The 21,735-nt window shown below is 51.5% G+C and carries 16 protein-coding genes; 6 read left to right on the top strand and 10 right to left on the bottom strand.

Translation table 11 applies throughout. The features are described from left to right. Positions 1 to 5 precede the first annotated feature (5 nt). From yehY to yehW, 3 genes are read left to right on the top strand one after another with little or no spacing between them, the layout of a single operon-like run. On the top strand, positions 6 to 1,163 hold the full coding sequence (gene yehY, locus D9742_RS10205) for a glycine betaine ABC transporter permease YehY (RefSeq protein ID WP_130236830.1): 1,158 nt from the start codon (positions 6 to 8) through the stop codon (positions 1,161 to 1,163). Continuing rightward, complete coding sequence (gene yehX / locus D9742_RS10200) at positions 1,156 to 2,082, top strand: glycine betaine ABC transporter ATP binding protein YehX (protein WP_130236829.1); 927 nt, start codon at positions 1,156 to 1,158, stop codon at positions 2,080 to 2,082. Before yehY ends, yehX begins: the two co-directional genes overlap by 8 nt. 4 nt (positions 2,083 to 2,086) lie before the next feature. Next, positions 2,087 to 2,818, top strand: a complete 732-nt coding sequence (gene yehW, locus D9742_RS10195) for a glycine betaine ABC transporter permease YehW (RefSeq protein ID WP_130236828.1) — start codon at positions 2,087 to 2,089, stop codon at positions 2,816 to 2,818. On the opposite strand, the gene D9742_RS10190 is transcribed toward yehW, so the two are convergent. Both D9742_RS10190 and mlrA read right to left on the bottom strand, forming a co-directional pair. Then, positions 2,799 to 2,906 carry a protein YohO gene (locus D9742_RS10190; protein ID WP_001216963.1) on the bottom strand — a complete coding sequence of 36 codons (108 nt, stop codon included), beginning with the start codon at positions 2,904 to 2,906 and terminating at the stop codon, positions 2,799 to 2,801. The two genes, yehW and D9742_RS10190, sit on opposite strands and share 20 nt — an antisense overlap. 59 nt (positions 2,907 to 2,965) lie before the next feature. Further along, entirely contained in the window at positions 2,966 to 3,697 is a 732-nt protein-coding gene (mlrA, locus tag D9742_RS10185; RefSeq protein ID WP_130236827.1) for an HTH-type transcriptional regulator MlrA, read from the bottom strand. A gap of 221 nt (positions 3,698 to 3,918) precedes the next feature. Between mlrA and btsS the strand changes: the two genes are divergently transcribed. From btsS to D9742_RS10170, 3 genes are read left to right on the top strand one after another with little or no spacing between them, the layout of a single operon-like run. Continuing rightward, entirely contained in the window at positions 3,919 to 5,604 is a 1,686-nt protein-coding gene (gene btsS, locus D9742_RS10180) for a two-component regulatory system sensor histidine kinase BtsS (protein WP_130217160.1), read from the top strand. Further along, positions 5,601 to 6,320 (top strand): two-component system response regulator BtsR, encoded by a 720-nt coding sequence (btsR, locus tag D9742_RS10175; protein WP_130207024.1) that lies wholly within the window; start codon positions 5,601 to 5,603, stop codon positions 6,318 to 6,320. The genes btsS and btsR overlap by 4 nt, the downstream gene beginning before the upstream one ends. Positions 6,321 to 6,366: 46 nt before the next feature. Next, positions 6,367 to 6,837 carry a DUF1456 family protein gene (locus D9742_RS10170; protein ID WP_064526882.1) on the top strand — a complete coding sequence of 157 codons (471 nt, stop codon included), beginning with the start codon at positions 6,367 to 6,369 and terminating at the stop codon, positions 6,835 to 6,837. 42 nt (positions 6,838 to 6,879) lie between these two features. Here the strand turns inward: D9742_RS10170 and D9742_RS10165 are convergent, their stop codons facing one another. From D9742_RS10165 to D9742_RS23160, 8 genes are all read right to left on the bottom strand, one after another. Further along, on the bottom strand, positions 6,880 to 7,341 hold the full coding sequence (locus tag D9742_RS10165; RefSeq protein ID WP_130236826.1) for a YehR family lipoprotein: 462 nt from the start codon (positions 7,339 to 7,341) through the stop codon (positions 6,880 to 6,882). 106 nt (positions 7,342 to 7,447) lie between these two features. After that, a complete protein-coding gene (locus tag D9742_RS10160) occupies positions 7,448 to 9,466 on the bottom strand; it encodes an SWIM zinc finger family protein (RefSeq protein ID WP_130236825.1) in 2,019 nt (672 codons plus the stop codon). Continuing rightward, positions 9,463 to 10,599: a VWA domain-containing protein gene (locus tag D9742_RS10155; protein ID WP_130236824.1), complete on the bottom strand. Its 1,137-nt coding sequence runs from the start codon at positions 10,597 to 10,599 to the stop codon at positions 9,463 to 9,465. The genes D9742_RS10160 and D9742_RS10155 overlap by 4 nt, the downstream gene beginning before the upstream one ends. Continuing rightward, positions 10,592 to 12,871 (bottom strand): DUF5682 family protein, encoded by a 2,280-nt coding sequence (locus D9742_RS10150; RefSeq protein ID WP_130236823.1) that lies wholly within the window; start codon positions 12,869 to 12,871, stop codon positions 10,592 to 10,594. Before D9742_RS10150 ends, D9742_RS10155 begins: the two co-directional genes overlap by 8 nt. 10 nt (positions 12,872 to 12,881) lie before the next feature. Then, positions 12,882 to 13,970, bottom strand: coding sequence for a MoxR family ATPase (locus D9742_RS10145; protein WP_130236822.1), 1,089 nt, complete (start codon positions 13,968 to 13,970; stop codon positions 12,882 to 12,884). Positions 13,971 to 14,671: 701 nt separating this feature from the next. Further along, complete coding sequence (gene yehK / locus D9742_RS10140; RefSeq protein WP_130236821.1) at positions 14,672 to 14,989, bottom strand: protein YehK; 318 nt, start codon at positions 14,987 to 14,989, stop codon at positions 14,672 to 14,674. A gap of 60 nt (positions 14,990 to 15,049) precedes the next feature. Beyond that, complete coding sequence (yehI, locus tag D9742_RS10135; protein WP_130236820.1) at positions 15,050 to 18,682, bottom strand: DUF4132 domain-containing protein YehI; 3,633 nt, start codon at positions 18,680 to 18,682, stop codon at positions 15,050 to 15,052. Positions 18,683 to 18,691: 9 nt separating this feature from the next. After that, positions 18,692 to 21,724, bottom strand: coding sequence for a WGR and DUF4132 domain-containing protein (locus tag D9742_RS23160; protein WP_165382778.1), 3,033 nt, complete (start codon positions 21,722 to 21,724; stop codon positions 18,692 to 18,694). Positions 21,725 to 21,735 lie beyond the last annotated feature (11 nt).

Genomic DNA, 21,735 nt, shown 5'->3' with positions numbered 1-21,735 from the left:
TACCCGTGGCTTATTTCCGTATTAATCCTGTTCTGGCGCTGCTGCTGTTGCTGACGGCAATCGCAGCGGCGCTGCCGTTTATCAGTTACGCGCCTAATCGTTTAGTCTCGGGTGAGGGGCGTCATCTCTGGCAGCTGTGGCCGCAAACGATCTGGATGCTGGTGGGCATCGGTTGCGCCTGGCTGACAGCCTGTTTTATTCCCGCTAAAAAAGGCAGCATTTTTGCACTCATTCTGGCGCAATTCGTCTTCGTATTGCTGGTGTGGGGAGCTGGAAAGGCGGCGACCCAACTGGCGCAAAATGGCAGTGCGCTGGCGCGTACCAGCCTCGGCAGTGGTTTCTGGCTGGCTGCGGCGCTGGCATTGCTGGCCTGTAGCGATGCCATCCGCCGAATCTCCACGCATCCGCTGTGGCGCTGGTTGTTGCATATGCAGATTGCCATTATTCCGCTGTGGTTGCTGTACTCCGGTACGCTTAACGATCTCTCGCTAATGAAAGAATACGCTAACCGTCAGGATGTGTTTGACGACGCGCTGGCACAACATCTGACGTTACTATTTGGTGCGGTGCTGCCTGCGTTAGTGATTGGTGTGCCGTTGGGCATCTGGTGCTACTTTTCCACCGCGCGGCAGGGGGCGATTTTTTCTCTGCTCAATGTCATTCAGACCGTGCCTTCGGTGGCGCTATTTGGCCTGTTGATTGCGCCACTTGCCGCGCTGGTTACGGCCTTTCCGTGGCTCGGGAAGCTCGGCATAGCAGGAACCGGAATGACACCCGCACTGATTGCGCTGGTGCTCTATGCCTTGCTGCCGCTGGTGCGCGGCGTGGTAGTCGGCTTGAACCAGATCCCGCGCGATGTGCTGGAGAGCGCCAGAGCGATGGGCATGAGCGGGGCGCAGCGATTCCTGCATGTTCAGTTACCACTGGCGTTACCGGTATTTCTGCGCAGCCTGCGGGTGGTGATGGTGCAAACCGTCGGTATGGCGGTGATTGCGGCGTTAATCGGCGCAGGCGGGTTTGGTGCGCTGGTTTTCCAGGGGCTGCTAAGCAGTGCCATTGATTTAGTGTTGCTGGGGGTGATCCCGGTAATTGTTCTGGCGGTGCTGATCGACGCGCTGTTCGATTTGCTTATCGCACTGCTGAAGGTGAAACGTAATGATTGAATTTAGCCATGTCAGCAAACTGTTCGGCGCACAAAAAGCCGTTAACGATCTCAATCTCAATTTTCAGGAGGGGAGTTTCTCGGTGCTGATTGGCACATCTGGCTCTGGCAAATCCACCACCCTGAAAATGATTAACCGCCTGGTGGAGCATGACAGCGGCGTGATCCGCTTTGCCGGAGAAGAGATTCGTTCGCTGCCAGTGCTGGAGTTGCGCCGCCGGATGGGCTATGCCATTCAATCTATTGGTCTGTTCCCCCACTGGCGCGTGGCGCAAAACATCGCCACCGTGCCGCAATTACAAAAATGGTCGCGGGCGCGGATTGACGATCGTATCGACGAATTAATGGCGCTACTGGGGCTGGAGGCGAATTTGCGTGAGCGTTATCCGCATCAGCTTTCCGGCGGTCAGCAGCAACGTGTGGGAGTGGCACGCGCACTGGCTGCCGATCCGCAAGTCTTACTGATGGATGAACCCTTTGGCGCGCTGGACCCGGTAACGCGTGGCGCGTTGCAACAAGAGATGACGCGAATTCACCGTTTGCTGGGGCGCACTATTGTACTGGTGACCCATGATATTGACGAAGCACTACGGCTGGCAGAACATCTGGTATTGATGGATCACGGTGAAGTGGTGCAGCAGGGCAATCCGCTGACGATGCTGACTCGTCCGGCGAATGATTTTGTCCGCCAGTTTTTTGGACGTAGTGAACTGGGTGTGCGCCTGCTTTCGTTACGTAGTGTGGCGGATTATGTGCGTCGCGAAGAACGGGCAGAAGGTGAGGCACTGGTAGAAGAGATGACGCTACGCGATGCGCTCTCCCTGTTTGTTGCGCGGGGATGTGAAGTGCTGCCGGTGGTGAACACGCAGGGCCAGCCTAGCGGCACGCTGCATTTTCGGGATCTGCTGGTGGAGGCGTAAGCGTATGAAGATGTTGCGCGATCCGCTGTTCTGGCTCATTGCTCTGTTTGTGGCGCTGATTTTCTGGCTACCCTATAGCCAGTCGCTGTTCGGTGCTTTATTTCCGCAACTGCCGCGGCCTGTTTATCAGCAAGAAAGTTTTGCGGCCCTGGCGCTGGCCCATTTCTGGCTGGTGGGGATCTCAAGTTTGTTTGCTGTAATTATCGGCGTTGGTGCCGGAATTGCCGTTACTCGCCCGTGGGGGGCTGAGTTTCGCCCGCTGGTGGAAACCATTGCCGCCGTTGGGCAGACTTTTCCGCCCGTCGCGGTGCTGGCGATTGCCGTTCCGGTGATTGGGTTTGGTCTGCAACCGGCGATTATCGCCTTGATCCTTTACGGCGTGCTACCCATCCTGCAGGCGACACTTGCCGGGCTGGGAGCGATTGATGCCAGCGTGACCGAAGTTGCCAAAGGCATGGGAATGAGCCGTAGTCAGCGACTGCGCAAAGTCGAGTTACCGCTGGCAGCGCCGGTGATTCTGGCGGGCGTGCGGACTTCCGTGATTATCAACATTGGCACGGCGACGATCGCCTCAACGGTAGGAGCCAGCACGCTGGGTACGCCGATAATCATCGGACTTAGCGGATTTAACACTGCTTATGTGATTCAGGGGGCGTTGCTGGTGGCACTGGCGGCGATCATCGTAGACCGCCTGTTTGAACGGCTGGTGCAGGCGCTTAGCCAGCACGCAAAATAAATGTATAACCTGCGAGCATGACGCCACCGATACCGCCTAACGCCATAAACAGGAACAGGGCGATGACCCCAATTTTAGCTATGCGCATAATGCACTCCTTATGTTAACAAAAGGATTGTACAGTAAAGCGCATTTGTTAACGAATCATTAAATGCCAAGCGGGAAAATATCATGGCCTTGTTCCTGCCAACTGGTGAGTTGTTGCTGTTGGGCGGGAGTCTGATTTTCACCGCACCACACCAATAACGTGCGGCCTTCAAACAGTTCCGGACGGAGCTGGTTGAGGGAATGGGCGAGTACATCAATGCGCCACCCTTGTTGACTGGCGATCCAGCCTTCCAGCCATAGACGGGTGGTATCGTGAATATTCCAGCCAACCACCAGCGCATCTTTGCCCTGTTTTTTACGTGCCGAAGCCAGGCAAATGGCGATGTAGTTGATCAGTACGCCGTCCAGAATCGCCAGCAATGCCTGGAGAGTCGGTTGTTGGCATTGAAGCCGTCGACGCAGAGGAATAAACAGGTGCGTGGTGAGTGTCTGGGCGGGATAATCCTGGCCGCGTTCTTTGATCCACATTCGTAAACTCTGGAGATTACCGCTTTGCAGGTAATTAAGCAGCGTTTCTTGCTGATCGCGCCAGCCGTTCTGTACATCAATATTCTCATTACTGAGCAGCATTTTAACTTTGCTGACCTGCACGCCGTTGTCGATCCAGCGCTTGATCTCTCGGATCCTGTCGATATCCGCATCGTTAAACAGGCGATGTCCGCCGTCTGTCCGCTGCGGTTTCAATAACCCGTAACGCCTCTGCCACGCGCGTAACGTGACAGGATTGATATCACAAAGCAACGCCACTTCACCAATTGTGTAAAGCGCCATCGTTTCACCCTTGCTTGCGAGGTCCCAGCATAACTGTAGACGTTCTTTTATGAACCAGGTAGTTTTGGCCGTTTTTTGATCTCGATTAGGATGATTTTGTTTTTGCCAGGTTGTTTTGAGTGATCGTACTCACGATTTTTCATTTTTCTGCAACAGTTCAAAGAAAGTTAAACGCGAGCAATGTATGTTACGCGTTTTAAAGGGAAGTGTGGTTTGCGGGTATGTACGATTTTAATCTGGTGTTGCTGCTGCTTCAGCAGATGTGCGTTTTTTTAGTCATTGCGTGGTTAATGAGTAAAACGCCATTATTCATACCATTAATGCAGGTCACAGTTCGTCTGCCGCACAAATTTCTCTGCTATATCGTCTTTTCCATCTTCTGCATCATGGGCACCTGGTTCGGGCTGCACATTGACGATTCTATTGCCAATACCCGTGCCATAGGCGCGGTAATGGGCGGTTTACTCGGTGGTCCGGTAGTGGGAGGACTGGTTGGTCTGACCGGCGGGCTACATCGATATTCGATGGGGGGCATGACTGCGCTGAGTTGTATGATCTCGACGATCGTCGAAGGATTGCTCGGCGGGCTGGTCCATAGCATCCTGATCCGTCGCGGGCGTACCGATAAAGTCTTTAACCCCATTACCGCGGGTGCCGTCACGTTCGTCGCGGAAATGGTGCAAATGCTGATAATCCTGGCGATTGCCCGACCTTATGAAGATGCGGTACGTCTGGTGAGTAATATCGCCGCGCCGATGATGGTAACCAACACCGTGGGCGCGGCGCTGTTTATGCGCATTTTGCTTGATAAGCGCGCGATGTTCGAAAAATACACTTCGGCTTTTTCCGCCACCGCGCTGAAAGTTGCGGCCTCGACGGAAGGCATTTTGCGCCAGGGCTTTAACGAAGTGAACAGCATGAAGGTGGCGCAGGTGCTGTATCAGGAGCTGGATATTGGCGCGGTAGCGATTACCGATCGCGAGAAACTGCTGGCTTTTACTGGTATTGGCGACGACCATCATTTACCAGGCAAACCGATTTCTTCGGCTTATACCTTAAAAGCTATTGAAACCGGAGAAGTGGTCTACGCCGATGGCAACGAAGTGCCTTATCGTTGCTCTTTGCATCCGCAGTGCAAGTTAGGCTCAACGCTGGTGATCCCTCTGCGTGGTGAAAATCAGCGGGTGATGGGTACCATCAAATTGTATGAAGCTAAAAATCGGCTGTTCAGCTCGATCAACCGCACGCTGGGTGAGGGGATAGCACAACTACTTTCGGCGCAGATCCTCGCGGGGCAGTATGAGCGGCAAAAAGCAATGCTCACGCAGTCGGAAATTAAACTGCTTCATGCTCAGGTGAACCCACATTTCCTGTTTAACGCGCTTAACACCATTAAAGCGGTGATCCGCCGCGACAGTGAACAGGCCAGCCAACTGGTACAGTATCTTTCCACTTTTTTCCGCAAAAACTTAAAGCGACCTTCGGAGTTTGTTACTCTCGCCGACGAAATTGAACATGTGAATGCTTATCTGCAAATTGAAAAGGCGCGTTTTCAGTCGCGGTTGCAGGTCAACATTTCTATTCCGGAGGCGTTATCTCAGCAGCAGTTACCCGCATTTACCTTGCAACCGATAGTGGAAAACGCCATCAAACATGGGACATCACAACTGCTGGAAACAGGGAGAGTGGCAATTAGCGCCCGACGTGACGGGCAACATTTAATGCTGGAGATCGAAGACAATGCCGGTTTGTATCAACCGGCAACCAATGCCAGCGGGCTGGGGATGAATCTGGTGGATAAGCGTTTACGTGAACGGTTTGGCGATGACTATGGGATAAGCGTCGCCTGTGAGCCTGATAGTTACACCCGAATAACTTTACGACTGCCATGGAGGGACGAGGCATGATTAAAGTCTTAATTGTCGATGATGAACCGTTAGCACGAGAAAACCTGCGTGTGTTTCTGCAGGAGCAGAGTGATATTGAAATTGTCGGTGAGTGTTCAAACGCTGTAGAAGGGATCGGCGCGGTGCATAAACTGCGCCCTGATGTGCTGTTTCTCGATATCCAGATGCCGCGTATCAGCGGTCTGGAAATGGTTGGTATGCTTGACCCGGAACATCGCCCGTATATTGTTTTTCTCACCGCGTTTGACGAATACGCTATAAAAGCCTTTGAAGAACATGCTTTTGATTATTTGCTGAAGCCGATTGATGAAGCGCGGCTGGAGAAAACACTGGTGCGTTTGCGACAGGAGCGCAGCAAGCAGGATGTTTCGCTGTTACCGGAAAATCAGCAGGCGCTGAAATTTATCCCTTGTACAGGTCATAGTCGTATTTATTTGCTGCAAATGAAAGACGTGGCGTTTGTTAGTAGTCGAATGAGCGGTGTTTACGTTATCAGCCAGGAAGGGAAAGAGGGCTTCACGGAATTAACTTTACGCACGCTGGAGAGTCGCACACCGCTACTGCGCTGCCATCGGCAGTATCTGGTTAACCTCGCGCATTTACAGGAGATTCGCCTGGAAGATAACGGTCAGGCTGAGTTGATTTTGCGTAATGGCTTAACCGTCCCTGTAAGCCGCCGTTATCTGAAAAGTTTAAAAGAGGCGATTGGCCTTTAAAAGACTGCTAAAATGGCTTTTTGCCTCATTAACACCCGAAGGCCTCATGCTAAGTAACGATATTCTGCGCAGCGTGCGCTACATTTTGAAAGCCAATAATAATGACCTGGTGCGTATTCTGGCGCTAGGTAATGTCGAAGCCACCGCGGAACAGATTGCCGTCTGGCTACGTAAAGAAGACGAAGAAGGTTTTCAGCGTTGTCCGGACATTGTTTTGTCTTCATTCCTGAATGGCCTTATTTACGAAAAACGCGGCAGGGATGAGTCCGCACCGGCGCTGGAGCCGGAACGTCGCATTAATAACAATATCGTACTGAAGAAATTGCGCATCGCGTTTTCACTGAAAACCGATGACATTCTGGCGATCCTTACCGAACAGCAGTTCCGTGTTTCGATGCCGGAAATTACTGCGATGATGCGCGCACCGGAACATAAAAACTTCCGCGAATGCGGCGATCAATTCTTGCGTTATTTTCTGCGTGGGCTGGCAGCGCGCCAGCATGTGAAGAAAAGCTAAGACGGGTATGGCGGCCATGCGAAGAACATGGCCGCCGACAGATTATTTCACTTCTTTAAAACCAGCCGCAGCCATGACCAGTTCAATCTGCTTCATGCTGACACCTTTGCTGGTATCTTCATCACCAATCTTGATACCGGAAATGCCCTGCAGGGCTTTCAGATCAACTTTTTCCATATCGATATTTACATTTTCCTGCGCGTAAGTATCGGTATAGGTTAATTTTTCTTCAACGCCCGGAATGTTTTTGTATTTGGCGCTTAACGGCTCAAGTGTCTTAGCTGCATCTTCTTTGGTGGCTGCACCAATGGTTGCAAACTGAATTTTGGTTTCTGAAGATTGCTTAATCACTTTGTCGCCTTTGTAGACATAAGTAATGGCAATTTCAGTACCGTTCAGATTAGCGCTAAATTTCTTAGATTCTTCTTTGTCACCGCAGCCTGCGAGAGAGAAAACCAGAACAGATGCAACAACGAGGGAAAACAGCTTGTTGAAAGCCTTCATGTAAAACTCCATTTTATCAAAATCAGGAAACTGGTGACTCTCACCAGGGCGCTATAGGATATGCCTAATATAGCGGCTTGAGCAGTCCGGAAATGGAGTAGCACTCTTAATAAAAAGCATTTCCTCCTCCTTGTTGCTCCAGCATCGGTAATAATTGTTCGCAAAGTAAAACGCAACTATTCAATGTTTCTACCAGTGTCTCGCCTTCCGTATGACGCCATTGATTCAACACATGCGCCAGTCGATAAAACCCCGTCGCGGTTAAATCTATTGCCAGCAACTCAGCCTGGCTAATGATGCTCTGTTCCTGATAACGCCAGCCGTTGTGTAGCAATTGAACGAGCAACGCCTGGCAGCGCATCAGCAACCGATGAGCGGTGGATAGCGCAGGAAGAACGCAGGCTGAAGGCAGCGGTGCCACAGGCGCAGTTTCTGCATCCAGCGCCCAGGCTCTGGTTTGCGTCATCATCACTCGAGGTTCCAGCGTTAACTGTCCTTCAACAAAACTGACGAATCCAGAAACCAGACACACAGGATCATCCTGCTGTTGTAAAAGTGCCGCCATGCGTTCAGTGGCAAAGGGCGCGCAGGCAGAGGCTGGCAGCGATAACGTCAGCACATTATTTTCACCTTCGCCGCTAATCACCTGCGCATCCAGCGTCTGGCGACTGCTGTCCCACCCGAGCGAAATACACTCTGCCACCGGCAGAATAAATAAATTATCCACCTGATTAAGCGGTCGGACGCAGACTGGCGGACGCTGGCGTAAGAATTCCCGCAAAGCCTCAATACCGGGCTGGCGCAACGGCGCACTCAGCATTTGCCAGGCATCGGGCGACAGTGGAACAACGCTGCTCAAGCGATTGCGAGTAGCGAGGAGCAGTTCACCTTCGGCACTGCGACGCGCGGCTTGTGAAACAATTTGTCCACCCGCCAGGGCGCCTGCCTGAAAACTAAATAGCCGACGCGTCGCTGCCGGTGAGTTTTCCTGTTCACTTCGCGGCCAACTGCGCGAAAGGTGCAAAATACTGCCGGTGTCGGGATCGGTGAACCAGATGCGTAAACCATACTGCTCAATATCCTGCCAGCAACGCATACCTAGCGACACAAGCCGCAAATGATCAAGCTTTGCTTCGCCAGCAATGCCTGCGCCAACCACCGTGCGCCACGGCATGGGAGGAACTTCATTGATACTGTCGCGGCGCGCCATCTCTTGTGCGCAATTTAATCGACTGCTTAATACCGCAAGCTGACGTAAGCATTCTCCGGCATGATAGTGACTGGCGCGTGCGTGGAAGGCATCAACGCTTGCCCGTAGCTGTCGTAGTGATTCACTCACCCAGCGCCAGTTGCAGATTTCTGCTGCCTGAAATGCACGACTGAATGCCGCTTCGTAATAGATTAACGGCTGGCTGATGCCGCCCAGCCATAATGCCTGGCTTAATTGCTGAACATATTGACGACACGCGTTGCCTTCATCGCTGGCAAACGGATCGTCGTTAGATGTGACGTGTTCGCTGCGCATCTGCCAGATTAAATGAGTAAATTCCGCCTGCTGAGTTTTGGCCTGGATAAAAGCCTGTACCGCCAGTACGACATGTTCGCACAGCGTTCCTTCAATGCAATCACAGCGTGCGAAGCGAATACTGCTGCGGGAATAAAAACGGACGTCACTCATCGGTAAGCGGGCAGAGGGAATTTCGCCAGGCGCACAGAACAACTCAATGGTGATGCCTTTAGCGACCAGCGCCTGTGCACGTTTGCGGGTGGCATCGGGCAGGGTAGCCAGTTCTTCCAGCCAGATTGCCGGATCCCACTCTTCTTCTTTTTCCGTGGGCTGGGTGGTGGCACAAAGTCGCTGATAACTTAACACCAGCATCACGCGATGGCGGCACATGCCGCTGGCCCCGCAACTGCATTGGGCCTCTTTCAGTGCCTGACCGCTCGCCAGTTGGGTTCGTGTACCGTCGCTGAACGTGGCGATTAAAGCGCCGTTCTCATGGCTGATTTCCGGGACGTTGCCATTTTCCAGTTCCTTAAGACTGCGCTTCACAAAACCGGCATTGCTTAACGCCGTCAGTGCCTGCGGCGTGAGTTCTAATAATTCCGGACGTAGTGAATTCATGACTGCAAATTCTCCGCCAGCCAGGAAGCCAGTTCGCCCGGTGTCATTGCGGCTATTTGTGCGCCGACATTAACCAACGCCTGGGCCATGTCGCGGTCATAGCATGGCGTTGCGGTACTATCGAGCGCCGCCAGCCCCAGCACTTTGATGCCGCTCTGGACACACTTTTTCACCTGATGCGTCAGCATGGATGATGAACCCCCTTCATAGAAATCGCTCACGAGGATAATGACGCTTTTCGCTGGTTGTTCAATAAGTTGCCGACCATACTCTACTGCACTGGCGATATTGGTCCCGCCGCCCAATTGTACTTTCATTAATAGCTCTACCGGATCGGCAATGTCTGCCGTGAGATCGACGACGCTTGTGTCAAACGCCACCAGATGGGTACGAATGCCGGGTAACTGCCATAAACAGGCCGCCATCACCGCTGAGTGGATCACCGAATCGACCATCGATCCGCTTTGATCAACCAGTAAGACCAGTTGCCATTGTTCGCTGTGGCGCTTAATGCGGCTGTTAAAGCGGGGGGATTCGATATACAACTTGCCATGTTGCGGATGCCAGTGTTGCAGGTTGGCGCGCAGAGTACTTTTGAAATCAAAGTTTCTCGCCAGTGGAATATACGAGCGGCGACGGCGATCGCGGACACCAGAAAAAGCCTGGCGAACTTCCTTTGCCAGTCGCGCCATAATCTCTTCCACTACCTGGCGCACTATCCGGCGGGCGGCAGCCAGCACTTCGGGATTCATCAGATGCTTGGTGTGCAAAACAGCACGTAACAGGCCTTCAGAAGGCTGCATGCGTTCCAGCACGTCGAGATTTGTCACTACATCTTCCATTCCGTAGCGCAGTACGGCATCGCTTTCCAGTCGCTCGATCACCCGTTGCGGAAACAGTGTGTGAATACTGTTGATCCACTCAGGTGTGGTGAGATTTGAGCTACCTAATCCACCGGTTCTTTCACCACGCTGTGTCCGTTCAGGATCGCGCCCGTACAGCCACTCCAGCGCGTGGTCTATCTGCCGGGCATTGTCATCCAGCCCACAAAGCGTCGTTTCTGCCGCTTCGCCAAGAATTAATCGCCAGCGTTGAAGCTCACGGGTAGTCAGAAGATCGTTCAGTTCAGACATGGAAAACTCCCCAGTGTTGCAGCGATACCAGTGCCTGCTGTTCGAGTTGTTGATGATGTGCAATGGCTTGCGGTGGACAATGCAACGGCATTTGCAGCGCCGAAAGGGGAAGTTGCGCGAGCTGGTAATGCTCAAGCACCTGATGCGCCAGTGTCCCTCGTTCTCGTGGTGGTAGCCAGGCCATCGCTGCGCGCAAATCGGGCAGGGCGTTGATAAAATCGGCGTCACTCAGTTGATTCAAATGGCTGCTGAAACCGGCGATGAATGCGGGCTGACAGGCCAGTTGATGGCGGGCCAGCGCCAGCAAACCGTGCAGAGCCTCGCCGGATTGTGCCGGGGATAACTGCGCCAGCATCGTCAGCGCCGCTTCGGCACTGGCGTTGGGATGTTCCAGACGCATCAGTGCGCCAAGAGCCGCGCCGCGATCCAGCGCCGGGGCATGAATCGCCTGACTGCGGCGCTCCAGTAAGGCCACCGCCGCAGAAAGAGAAATGCCGGGTAAATTAACGCCGCTATGTAGATCGCGCAGGATATGGCAAAGCGCTTGCCAGCTATGCAGGTGAGCGTGAAACTCCTTCTCATCTGGTCTGCCGTTGGATTCACACAGCCATAGCGTGCGATCGATAGCCGCGCATAACGTCGTTTGTAATATCTGCGCGCCTTGCATACCGCTGATTTCATCCAACTGCCATAAGGCATATAGCACTTCCAGCGCCTGGCCCATTTCGGCAAACTGATTTTCCTGGGCGATTAATAATGTGAGTTGTTCCAGTAATTGCTCACTAAAGCTCGCCAGGCCCGCTAACGCCGCCAGGCAAAGACATGTGGTGATGTTGCCGATTCTTCCTGCGTCCAGCATATCGGCTTCTAATTTATTGCGTGCGGCTTCCTGGAGCGTGGCACCAAAGCAGGCGGCTTCGATTAATGCCGCATGCTGGCTAAGTGGCTGGGTTAATTTCCACTGTTCTTCACCGTTACCCGCCAGCGTCAGTGTACTTCCCTGCTGGCGCACAATGCCGGGAATCTCCAGTATTGCCAACCGATGCAGCACCTGGCTTTGCGCCAGCCCATCGGGGGCAAAACGATTCAACGTCAGGTCGGATGGCAGTGTGATTTTGCTACGTTCTAGTTCGCAAATAACATCTTTTGGTAGAGGCGGTTGCGGCGTGGAGGGGGCAAGTTTACCGAATCCGTCACCCGCTAATGTGTCTATCAACGTTAGCAGAATCGGATCGGTATCGGAATGAATAACTCCGCGATAGCTCCACGGCAACGGCGCGTTCAGGGCTTCTTTAATCAGCGAGCCTGCAATGGCATCCAGCCAGTCAGTGCGTAACGGTAGTGTATGACCGCGCAACTGTGCCAGTGCCATCGCATGCAGATGAGCGGCAGCCATATCAGCGGTAGAAGCGGGCAATTTGTGCTGGCGCAAACGGGTAAGGATAGTTTTTAGCAGTTGTTCACCTGCCTTCTGCAAGCCCCACTGCCAGCACCAGTTTTGCCAGACCGGGGCAGGCATTCCTGAAAGGTATCCTGCCAGCACATCAAGGCGCTTTTCACTGTAGGGTGTGAGATAACAACCTGTAACGGCATCTGCCAGCGAGGGCAATTCTGGCTTGTTAATTTCCTGAGGGCATTCGCGCCACATCTTTGCCAGTGCCGGAGCGTGCCAGCCGCCGCAGACGACTAACACGTCGCCATTGTTTTGCTGCATTGCCCATGCAATCCAGCGAGCCATAAAGGCTTCGCGCTGACGATTGAGCGCATCTCCGGGGGAATCGCCGCGCAGTTGGGCAAAATAGTGCGCCAGCGCAGAGGGTAATGCAGTTTGCTGGCTTTCATCTTCGAATAAATGATCCCACAGGGTATCGCTGTTATCCATGCGGGTGGCACGTAGCAGTAAGGCCTGGCTTTCATCTTGCGTATCGGGCGAATCGTCCTCTTCTTCACTCTGCGCCCAGCAAGGCAAATCGATAAAGTAAGTTTGTGCCTGAATATGACGTGCGGCTTGTAGCGCCTGCCACTCCGGCGAAAATTCGGCAAATGGCGTCCAGGCGCCGCGCCCAGGAGCAGCACCGTCCTGATACTGGCAATAACTGTAAACAGCCACCGGAAGCTGGTGGGCTAAAAACAGTTCGTCTACCCGGTCATTAAAATCAGCCGGGCCTTCAATCAACACGTATCGTGGTCGCTGGCTTTCGATTAACGATTTCACCAGTCGGGCGCAGGCCGGACTATGATGCCGGATGCCGACAATTAACGGCTCGCTCATGCATCTTTCCTCACGGCAGGCGATGGCGAGCTTGATAATAAGCCTGCCAGTGAGCTTCTTTATGTGTGGCGACGCGCTGTTCGAAGTAACGACGCAGACCCGCGCGATCTTCTTCGTTATCTTTGACGATGGTTCCGGCAATACAGTCCACCAGGTCGGCAGGATCCCCCGCGCGATTCGCTAAAAACCAGGCGCGGACGCCCACAGCATGAGCCACGTTCACGGCTTCAGCGGTGGACATAATCGCTGTCAGTGTATCCATTGACGTTTTCTTTTCACCGTTGGCACGCAGATCGCGGAAGGTGCGCACCAGTAACTCCAGTACCGCGTCAGGCACTTTATGCGGAATACCGCTATGGGCCAGCAAACGCGCCGAAGCACTGGCGACAAGCTCCAGCTCCTGGGCGAAATCCATAATCGGAAAGACGGTTTCAAAATCGAATCGACGCTTGAGTGCGGCACTCATTTCATTAACGCCGCGGTCGCGGGTATTGGCAGTGGCAATAATATTAAAGCCTTCCCGCGCATAGAGCTGACTGGCTTCACCAGTGAGTTCCGGCACCGTCATTACCCTGTCAGAAAGCATACCTAACAGACAGTCCTGCACTTCCAGCGGTGTACGCGTTATCTCTTCAAAACGGACGATTTTACCGTCGCGCATTCCCTGATAAAGCGGGGCAGGGACCAGCGCTTCCGTTGACGGACCATGATTGATAAGCAGAGCGTAGTTCCAGCCGTACTTGATTTGATCTTCGGTGGTAGATGCGCCGCCCTGGATGGTTAACCCGGCATCGCCGCTAATAGCGGTTGCCAGTAATTCAGACAGGAGAGATTTTGCGGTGCCAGGTTCCCCTACCAACATCAAACCGCGCCCGGTAGCAAGAGTGACTAACATACGTTCGACAGCGGAGGGACTAATCACGACTTTACGGCTGATATTTTGCGCGTTATCGCCAAGGATAAAAGCACGTGCCGTAGGTAAACTTAACTGCCAACCGGGCGGGCAAGGTGCGTTATCATTTTGCTTTAATTTTGCCAGTTCATCGGCGTATAACACAGCGGCAGGCGGACGCTGCAGATGATTATTCTGCGGTGACATATATTCATCCCTGAAATGTATTAATAAAATAAACGATATTTTACGCGCAATAAATGTTTGGCGCATTAGTTGTTTGAGCGAAAAATATCTGGAAAGCAGATCGCAGAAAATAAAAAAACCTGCTGGTGAGGCAGGTTCTTTTATTTGCTACTTTGACGATAACTTGCTGATTGTGCAACATTTCGTACCAACGAGTAAATTATAACCATATCCACACTCCATTGCAATTCAGTGAGTGAGATTTATAATCTTGCCCGTTGGGAGGTTGTGCCGGATCGGACCAATTTTAAGTCCTGGCTGTCGGACGGGTGGTGCCGCAGGCGGTGCCCTGATCCGGAGAGCAACGTTTCGTACCAACATACGTAAACCAGTATCGACAGGCTGTGTAAGGGTAAGGTGCTGGTGTTGCGCTCCTTAATAAGGAGAGCGGATGGACACGCTGACACAAAAGTTAACCGTGCTCATTGCCGTACTGGAGCTATTAGTGGCTTTATTACGGTTGATTGATTTGTTGAAGTAATGGGCAAATTGAAACGCATCTAAGGGGGAATACCGTTTCCCCCTTTAATAAAGCTATACTCGTCATACTTCAATTTGCATGTGCTGCGACTGCGTTCGTTCACCCCAGTCACTTACTTTAGTAAGCTCCTGGGGATTCACTCGCTTATCGCCTTCCTGCAACTTGAATTATTTAGAGTATATTATTCTATTTCTTGGTTGAATATATTCTGTAGTTCACGATTAAAAATGGCGATTACAGTTTCTGGTGATTCACCTCGTAATTTTCGCGCATCAATAAATTCATCTCTTATATAAATCAACGCATCATTTATTAGCGGGTCGACATCTTCTCGATTACGTTGATGAAATGTTGGACGTAACCGGAATCGCTCCAACCGATAGACGGAACCTGTAAATAATTCAGAGCGTTTATGGATCTCAAGTCTGAAACAAAACGGATCTTCAGGTACAGGGACCTCATAATCATAAGTAGCGACCAGCTCTTTTTGCACGATCATCTCTTTTCCCAGTGGTAAATAGTGTCGATAACGGGCAGTCGAATCACTGCCCGTTATGTGTTAATGGAAAATAACGTCGGGTGCGCTTAATGCTTCGCTGAGATCAAATGCATCGAGTTCGGCAAAAGTGACAGATTTATTATCACGGTACACTCGAAGAGAACGGAAGCCCATTAGCGCTTTGCTATCAACATTGTAGTGGTTAAAACCGGGTGAAAACTTAAGGACCAGCCGGTACTCGCCCAAGTCATAGACAAATGCGTCCTCATAGCCTGACTCCCAGCCTTTGTATCGCATTCCCATAAGTTGCCCTACGGTAGCAGATTTACCTTCCCAGCGAGTCAGGCTGTTACTGGTTGCCTCGTCAGGTGTGAGCAGTACCGTGCGCCGCGCCAACTGGCGAAAAGGCGGCATAATTTCGTAATCGGCAAAAAGCTGTGCAAATTCACTGCGCATTTCTGCTGTCATTTCTAACGGGTGGGCAATGCCAATCAGAGCGTCCGCAGGCAGATCAATGGGCTCATCTTGTGCATTGCAGAATTCCCCCTCCGCGGCCACACGAAAGGCGTTGAGTAAACGTCGCGGCTCATTTGCCAGATAAACGCCCCATATCAGTCGCTGGGTAACCAGGCGAGTAAATGGATGATTAACAAAGAGAGAATGGAAATCTGCCAGCGACCAGCGTCGGGTAGTACGTAGTGCTGTTTCAAGACGTGGGAGCAGGTTTTTGCTCACCTGAGTAGCATCTTTTTTTAGTCCTTTTAGTCGGGCCAGTGCATTGGGTGCTTTAAGTGGGTCGTCATCGGATCGCAACCGGGGAACACTTTTCTGGCGCACGTTTTGCTGGTCATAGATAACCAGGTTGAGGTTTTCATCGAAGCGAACGCTAAACTGCCGTGGACCAAAATCAAAAATCAACGCCTGCAGACCGTCGAGGCCTAGTGTTGGGACTAATCTGTCTGCTAACTCTTCCTGGCTTAGGCCGCGATTTTCCGCAACCAACTGAAGATATTCCGCCGCATTGTCACGTAAAGGGCGGGATTTCGCCCGTAGCGATATATGATGCAGTTGTATCAGCGCCATATCATTATTCATCAGGGTAAGTATGTTCAGACCACTGACAGCACGGGCGGATTTGCCTTCTTGTGGCCAGGCGAGGATCTGTGTCGTCAGATCCCGTGCCGTACTTTCGTTGCCAAAGATACTTAACGCCAGAAAGGCCCAGTTGTCTTTTGCAGGGGCACCAGCTTGTTGCCAGGCGGTGAAGAGATCCCAGGCGAAAGCTGCCAGCGTTTGCGGCTGGCAGAACATTTTTAGTTGTTCCAGCCCGCTATAAAAACGTCCGCCCTGGGTAAAGCGCAGCATTTCGCCGATAATTTCCAGAGCGTCATCGGTAATCGGCTGATTATTAGTGATAAGTCGCGGCCTGGACCACATTTGCGGATGCCAGAAATCAGGGGCTTTTGGCATGCGTGCCGGGTAAATTTCCAGCGAGTTCTGGGTAAGCAATTGTTCCAGGGCTGGCCACACATCAGCGCGATCCCAGCGGTTTGCCACGGTTTGCAGTAATTCACTATGTCCCTGTTCATACAGTAAACGAAGGGCAAGTAATGCCGCTTCGCTGTTGTCGCTGGGTTTAGCAAAGACGTGTGGAATAAGGGCGGTTGCCGTATGTTCCGGCCAATGTAAAATCCACTGGCGAGCGAGATCTCGCTGTGCTGCGAAACGTCGCCAGACGCGAGCAACAGGCAGCGCCAGTTCGGTTGTGCCGAAATTTAAAATTAACGGAAATGTTTCTTTTGGACGATGTGAAAAAGCCAATAACAGGCCGGGTAGCGCATCCAATCCGAGGACACTGAGAAAATAGTCTTCGCCAGCGAACAGGTATTTTTTCTCATTAATACGTAACCAGATCGTCAGTGCCATCTCTCGTGGCAGTTGTGCCAGCAAATATAGATTCCAGACACTCTTTTCCCGACGATAACGCGAGTAGCTGTCATTTTCCCAGGCGTTAATTAATGCTTCAACGTCGCCGCTACGAAGCGCCTGTTCTGCGGATTGTGCTTCCGGAGAATTCCAGCCGTGCAGGATCTCTTCAACCCGCCCCTGATAGTAATGCCACTGAACAATGAGTGAATTGCGTGCGGCATCCAGTTTTCCGGGCAGTATATAATTCAGGAACAGCCATACATCATCCCCAAAACCTAATTCCTGTAATACGACACGACCACTTTTTCGCTCTAAGCGCTCGATAACAGAATCTGTGCTGAAGTAATGAGCAGATTCTGTTGAGTTAATCCTCTCGCGTTCGCCTGGTTGCCAGTGAGCTTGTGGCGTTAATTCGAGTTGCGTTAAATCAAGGCGCGGAAGGGGCATTTTTTTCTTACGACGCCACGGTGGTGAAACAAGGATTTCAGGCTGGTTATTGCTTTCACTACTTTCCATAGCAAGCGTTGTCGGTGCGGATATATAGCTGTTCAACACAGCTTGTGCATTTGTGCTTAACCATGGCCTCACTTCGTCTGGCAATTGTGGCTGCGATGTAATTAACGTTTGTAACAGCATACGCCAGTATTCATCACGTGCTTTTTGCTGTGCAGGCAGCTTTTTGTCTTCGATGATTGGATAACCAGGGCGAGCAGGCGGTTCTTTTAACGCCAGCAGTTCTGCCAGTGCGGCGAGCGTTGCATGGGGGTAATTTTTACTAAATTTAGCAACACGTTGCAGGCTGGGTTTATTTTTATCGGCAACTAACAGCAAAGTGCGGATGACCTGTGGATGGTTAATTTGTACCAGCAGGCTGCCGCAATCCTCTTTATGCGCATACATCGCGAGGCGAGTGATGGCTGCCAGCCCCTGTTCGCGCAAAAGGGCGGCGCAGGCCGCGTAGCCGAAGTGGTTTTCCTGCGACATATAACTTGCTTCGCGATCACTAAATATGTCCAGGACCCAGAAATGCTCAAGTTTCTTTAAGGCTTTAGAGTCAGTCGCTACGGCTTTTAACCATTCCTTAGAGTAAAAATTAGACCACTGGCTTTCAACGCTTATGAGTTCATTAGCAATTTCTGGTTTTTCCGGCAGCACCAGCGCGATAAAAGGACGGCGAACTTTGGGTATTTCTGGCAGTGCGGCAATGAGTTTATCCGCGCAACGTTGCCAGCAGCTTTCTTCCGCCAGGGAAAGGTGTTTACGCAGTCGCAGATCGAAATCGTTGTAGGTTTCTGAGCGATAGCCATAACTGCGGTCATCAGTCACTGTCATTAAATGCACTATTGATGGATCAGTACAATATCCCTGCGCAATACTCTGACGGGCTATCACCACATCCGTCGCATATTCCAGCCCTTCTTTTTGGACGATTTCATCCAGCAACTGCTCACTGTCATTGTTTGCGATACAGATCAGTGCCGCCATTGTAAGGGGAGATATTGATGGCTTATGCTCGCCGAGGAGTGCGATCGCTTGTCTGATGGGGGCGAGCCACTCTGCTGAACAGTGTTCATATTGCCAGCTAATATTTTCTTTGCTGCTTTCACGTAGCAGAAGTTCATCACCCAGAGTCTGAATGATGCTTTCAGTGATAACAGGCACCGGTTCGCCCGGCCAGTTGCGATGGCTGAGTGGTGTTTTGCCTTTTTTATATTTCAGTTCCACTTGGGCGTTATCCGCCAGCCACGGTAATTCCTTGTCCATGCTCTTTCCTTATTCAAACAGAGCTTCAATATCGTTAATCAGCTCGCTGGCGGTGATGTCATCGAGTACGGAGAGTTGCGCTTCCTGTGTTGAATTACTCCCCCAGCCATAGCTTTCCGCTTTGCCTTCCCATAGCCACAGCTTGCTTAAGAGTTGCTCGGCACTCAGTTCGGCGGGCGACATGCCTACCGCAAAACCTTCATCGATTTCCATGATTAACGACCAGCGGCCCAGAGGCTTGATCATCCAGCCGATCCAGCCACCATCCTGCGGTACACCACGCACCCAACCTTTATTCGCCAGTCCCATGACCCGACCGCTCGGGCATTTTCTGCCTGCCCAGCGGGTCAATTCGCTGGTATTGCGCTCGGTTTCTGTCAGGGCGTAACTGTTACGGTCGAGCTGGCGGAACGGCGGTAACAGTTCATAGTCGGCAAAAAGCTGCCCAAAGGCGGCGGCATCCGTCGGTGATATCTCCAGAACGTGAGGAATACCAATAGAGATATCGCCTTCCGGCAAGGTGAAAAGGTCATCGTCAGCGGTGCTGTAGCTGTTATCTTCCGCCACACGGAAGCACGCCAGTAACTTGTTGTCGGCGCTATAAACGCCCCAAATCAGACGGCGGGTTAAGTGGCGAACCAGCGGATGCTCAACCAGGAAGAGCTGGAAGTTTTCCGGCGACCAGCGGCGGCGCAGGCACATGGCGGATTCCAGCCTTGCTACCTGCTGGGCGGCGACGGTACGCGCATCTTTTTTCAGCAATTTGTAGCGGTTAACCGCGTCGTTCGCCTGTGATTCATCATCGCTTTTGTTTGGTTTGGGTAAATCTTTCAGGCGGCTGCCGGAAGCATCTCGCACAAACGGTTTTAGGGTTTCATCAAAGCTGACGGTGAACTGACGTGGCCCGAAATCCAGCAGCAGCGAGCCGTTATCATTCAGCCCCAGATCCGGTGCTAAGCGATCTTCAAGCTCCGCCACAGTGAGATCGCGGCTCTCTGCAATATCGGCAATTTTCTCTTTTGCCCGCTCCTGTAATGCTTTGAATTTCAGTTTCTGAGCAATGCCGTTAAGCTGCATCAGGGCGATATCACTACCGATAGCGGCGAGGATATCAAGCCCAATGGTGGCGCGTTTATGCTGGGACTCGCCAGGCCAGGCGCGGATTAATGGCGTCAGTTTGCGGGCGGTGTCGTCGTTACCGAGAACGCCTAACGCACTGAACGCCCAACTCTCTTTCGACGGCGCGCCAGCGGTCTGCCAGGCGGTAAACAGATCCCAGGCAAATCCAGCCAGTGAGTCGGCGGTACAGGCGTCTTTCACCTGCAATATTCCCGGATACAGAGCCTCTTCCTGAGGGAAGCGGAGCATTTCACCGAGGTGGCGGAGGGCACTATCGGGTAGTACCTTGCTGCTATTTTTGAGTTTCGGGCGTGTCCATAATGAGGGTTGATAAAACAACGGTAAAGTGGGTATTTTTGTCGGGTATTTACCCATAGGACTGTTGTCGTTATTTTTATTTGTCGTTGCCCAGGGCGGCGAGACTAATATCATTGGTAGCATTTCTGAGTTTGCAAAATCTTCATTGCGGCTATTCAGCAATGGCTGGCATTGTTGCACTAAGTCCGCGGCGTGTGGCGATAACCTCATGACTAATTTTTCGTCCAATAAAGGATTTGCATTGAGTAATAAAACCAGCAATGTATGTTTGCGTTTATCATCTTTTTTTACTAATGCTTCGGCTAATGCCGCTATTGTGGCAGAAGGAAAATTTTCGGCACTTTTTATTAGTCGTTCATAACAGCGTTTATTATTATCGGCGGCTTCTATTAGGGCAGAAACAGCCTGGGGATGGTTGACCCATGTAAGTACATCGCCGCAACTGTCATGTTGAGCATAGGGAACCAGGCGAGCTAGTGCCGCTATGCCTTGCTCCCGTAATACTGTAGCTGACCAACTGGTACCATAGGTGTTAAACACATCAATGTGTTGATAGTTTTCAAGTATTTCAAGCGTGATAGGATCTGTCGCTACCAGTTTTAACATTTCCAGTTGTGGAACATCTGCGACCTGGTGCAATCGGTGTACGATCTCATGGGCCACTTCGGGTATTTCTGGCATTAAAATGGCAATTAACGGTTGGCGATAGACTGATATATTTGGTAACGCAACGAGTAATTTTGCAATACAGTTATTCCAGACTTCCTTTTCAGCCAGCGATAAATGTTTGCGTAGACGGAAACTAAATTTGTCTCTATTCCTTCTATAACTGTCCCTGCTGTAATCTGCATGATTAATAAAGAAAGTCAAATGTTCATTTTTATAGTCAAAGTCGAAATCAATTTGCCACCAGAAGATGACAGTTTCAGTTGCGTATTCAATACCGAAGGTGCTTACAATTTCATCCAGCAACTCGGATGAGGTTTCATCATTCCAGCTCTGACAAAAACAAATTTCCAGTAAGGTAAGTACCGCCATAGTACGTGCGGGTATCTCAGTCTTTTGGGCCTTAATTAAGCTGATTGCCTGGCTAATCGCATCAGCCCATTCATCAGAGCATGATCTGTAATCGAAAGTCAGATTTTTATAATAATGATAAGTACGATTCGCCAGCCGGGAAATTAAATTTTGTTTCTCGGGTTTGGTGGTTTTTTTTACTGTCTCTCCCGGCCAAAGGCGGTGGCTGAGGGCATAGCGGGCAATATTTGGCGGAAGAATAATGGGATCGTTGTCTGCCAGCCAGGGGAAACCATTATTTGCTGCCTGATGATTTATTGAGGCTTTTTCCGCTGTGACAATGACTTTCTTTGCTGATGCGTCATGAGAGTTAGCGTTAGAGTCTACTTGCCCCACATACCCCTTCTTCACCTTCTCCGCAATCAGCTTCAGTTCCGCTTTTTCCGCCGCCGCAGTATCTGAAAAGCTTTTTACCTGACTTTGCCCGTTGGTGCCGACTTTACCCCAACTAATATGCAGTTCGTTTCCCTGCTGCTCCACCGCCCAGAATTTATGTGATTTTTCGTCCTGATAAATATAGGTTTTCATTGCTAATTCCT

It is taken from the genome of Escherichia sp. E1V33 (assembly GCF_004211955.1).
Taxonomy (GTDB): Bacteria; Pseudomonadota; Gammaproteobacteria; order Enterobacterales; family Enterobacteriaceae; genus Escherichia.
This window is presented reverse-complemented; position numbering and strand designations above follow the sequence as displayed.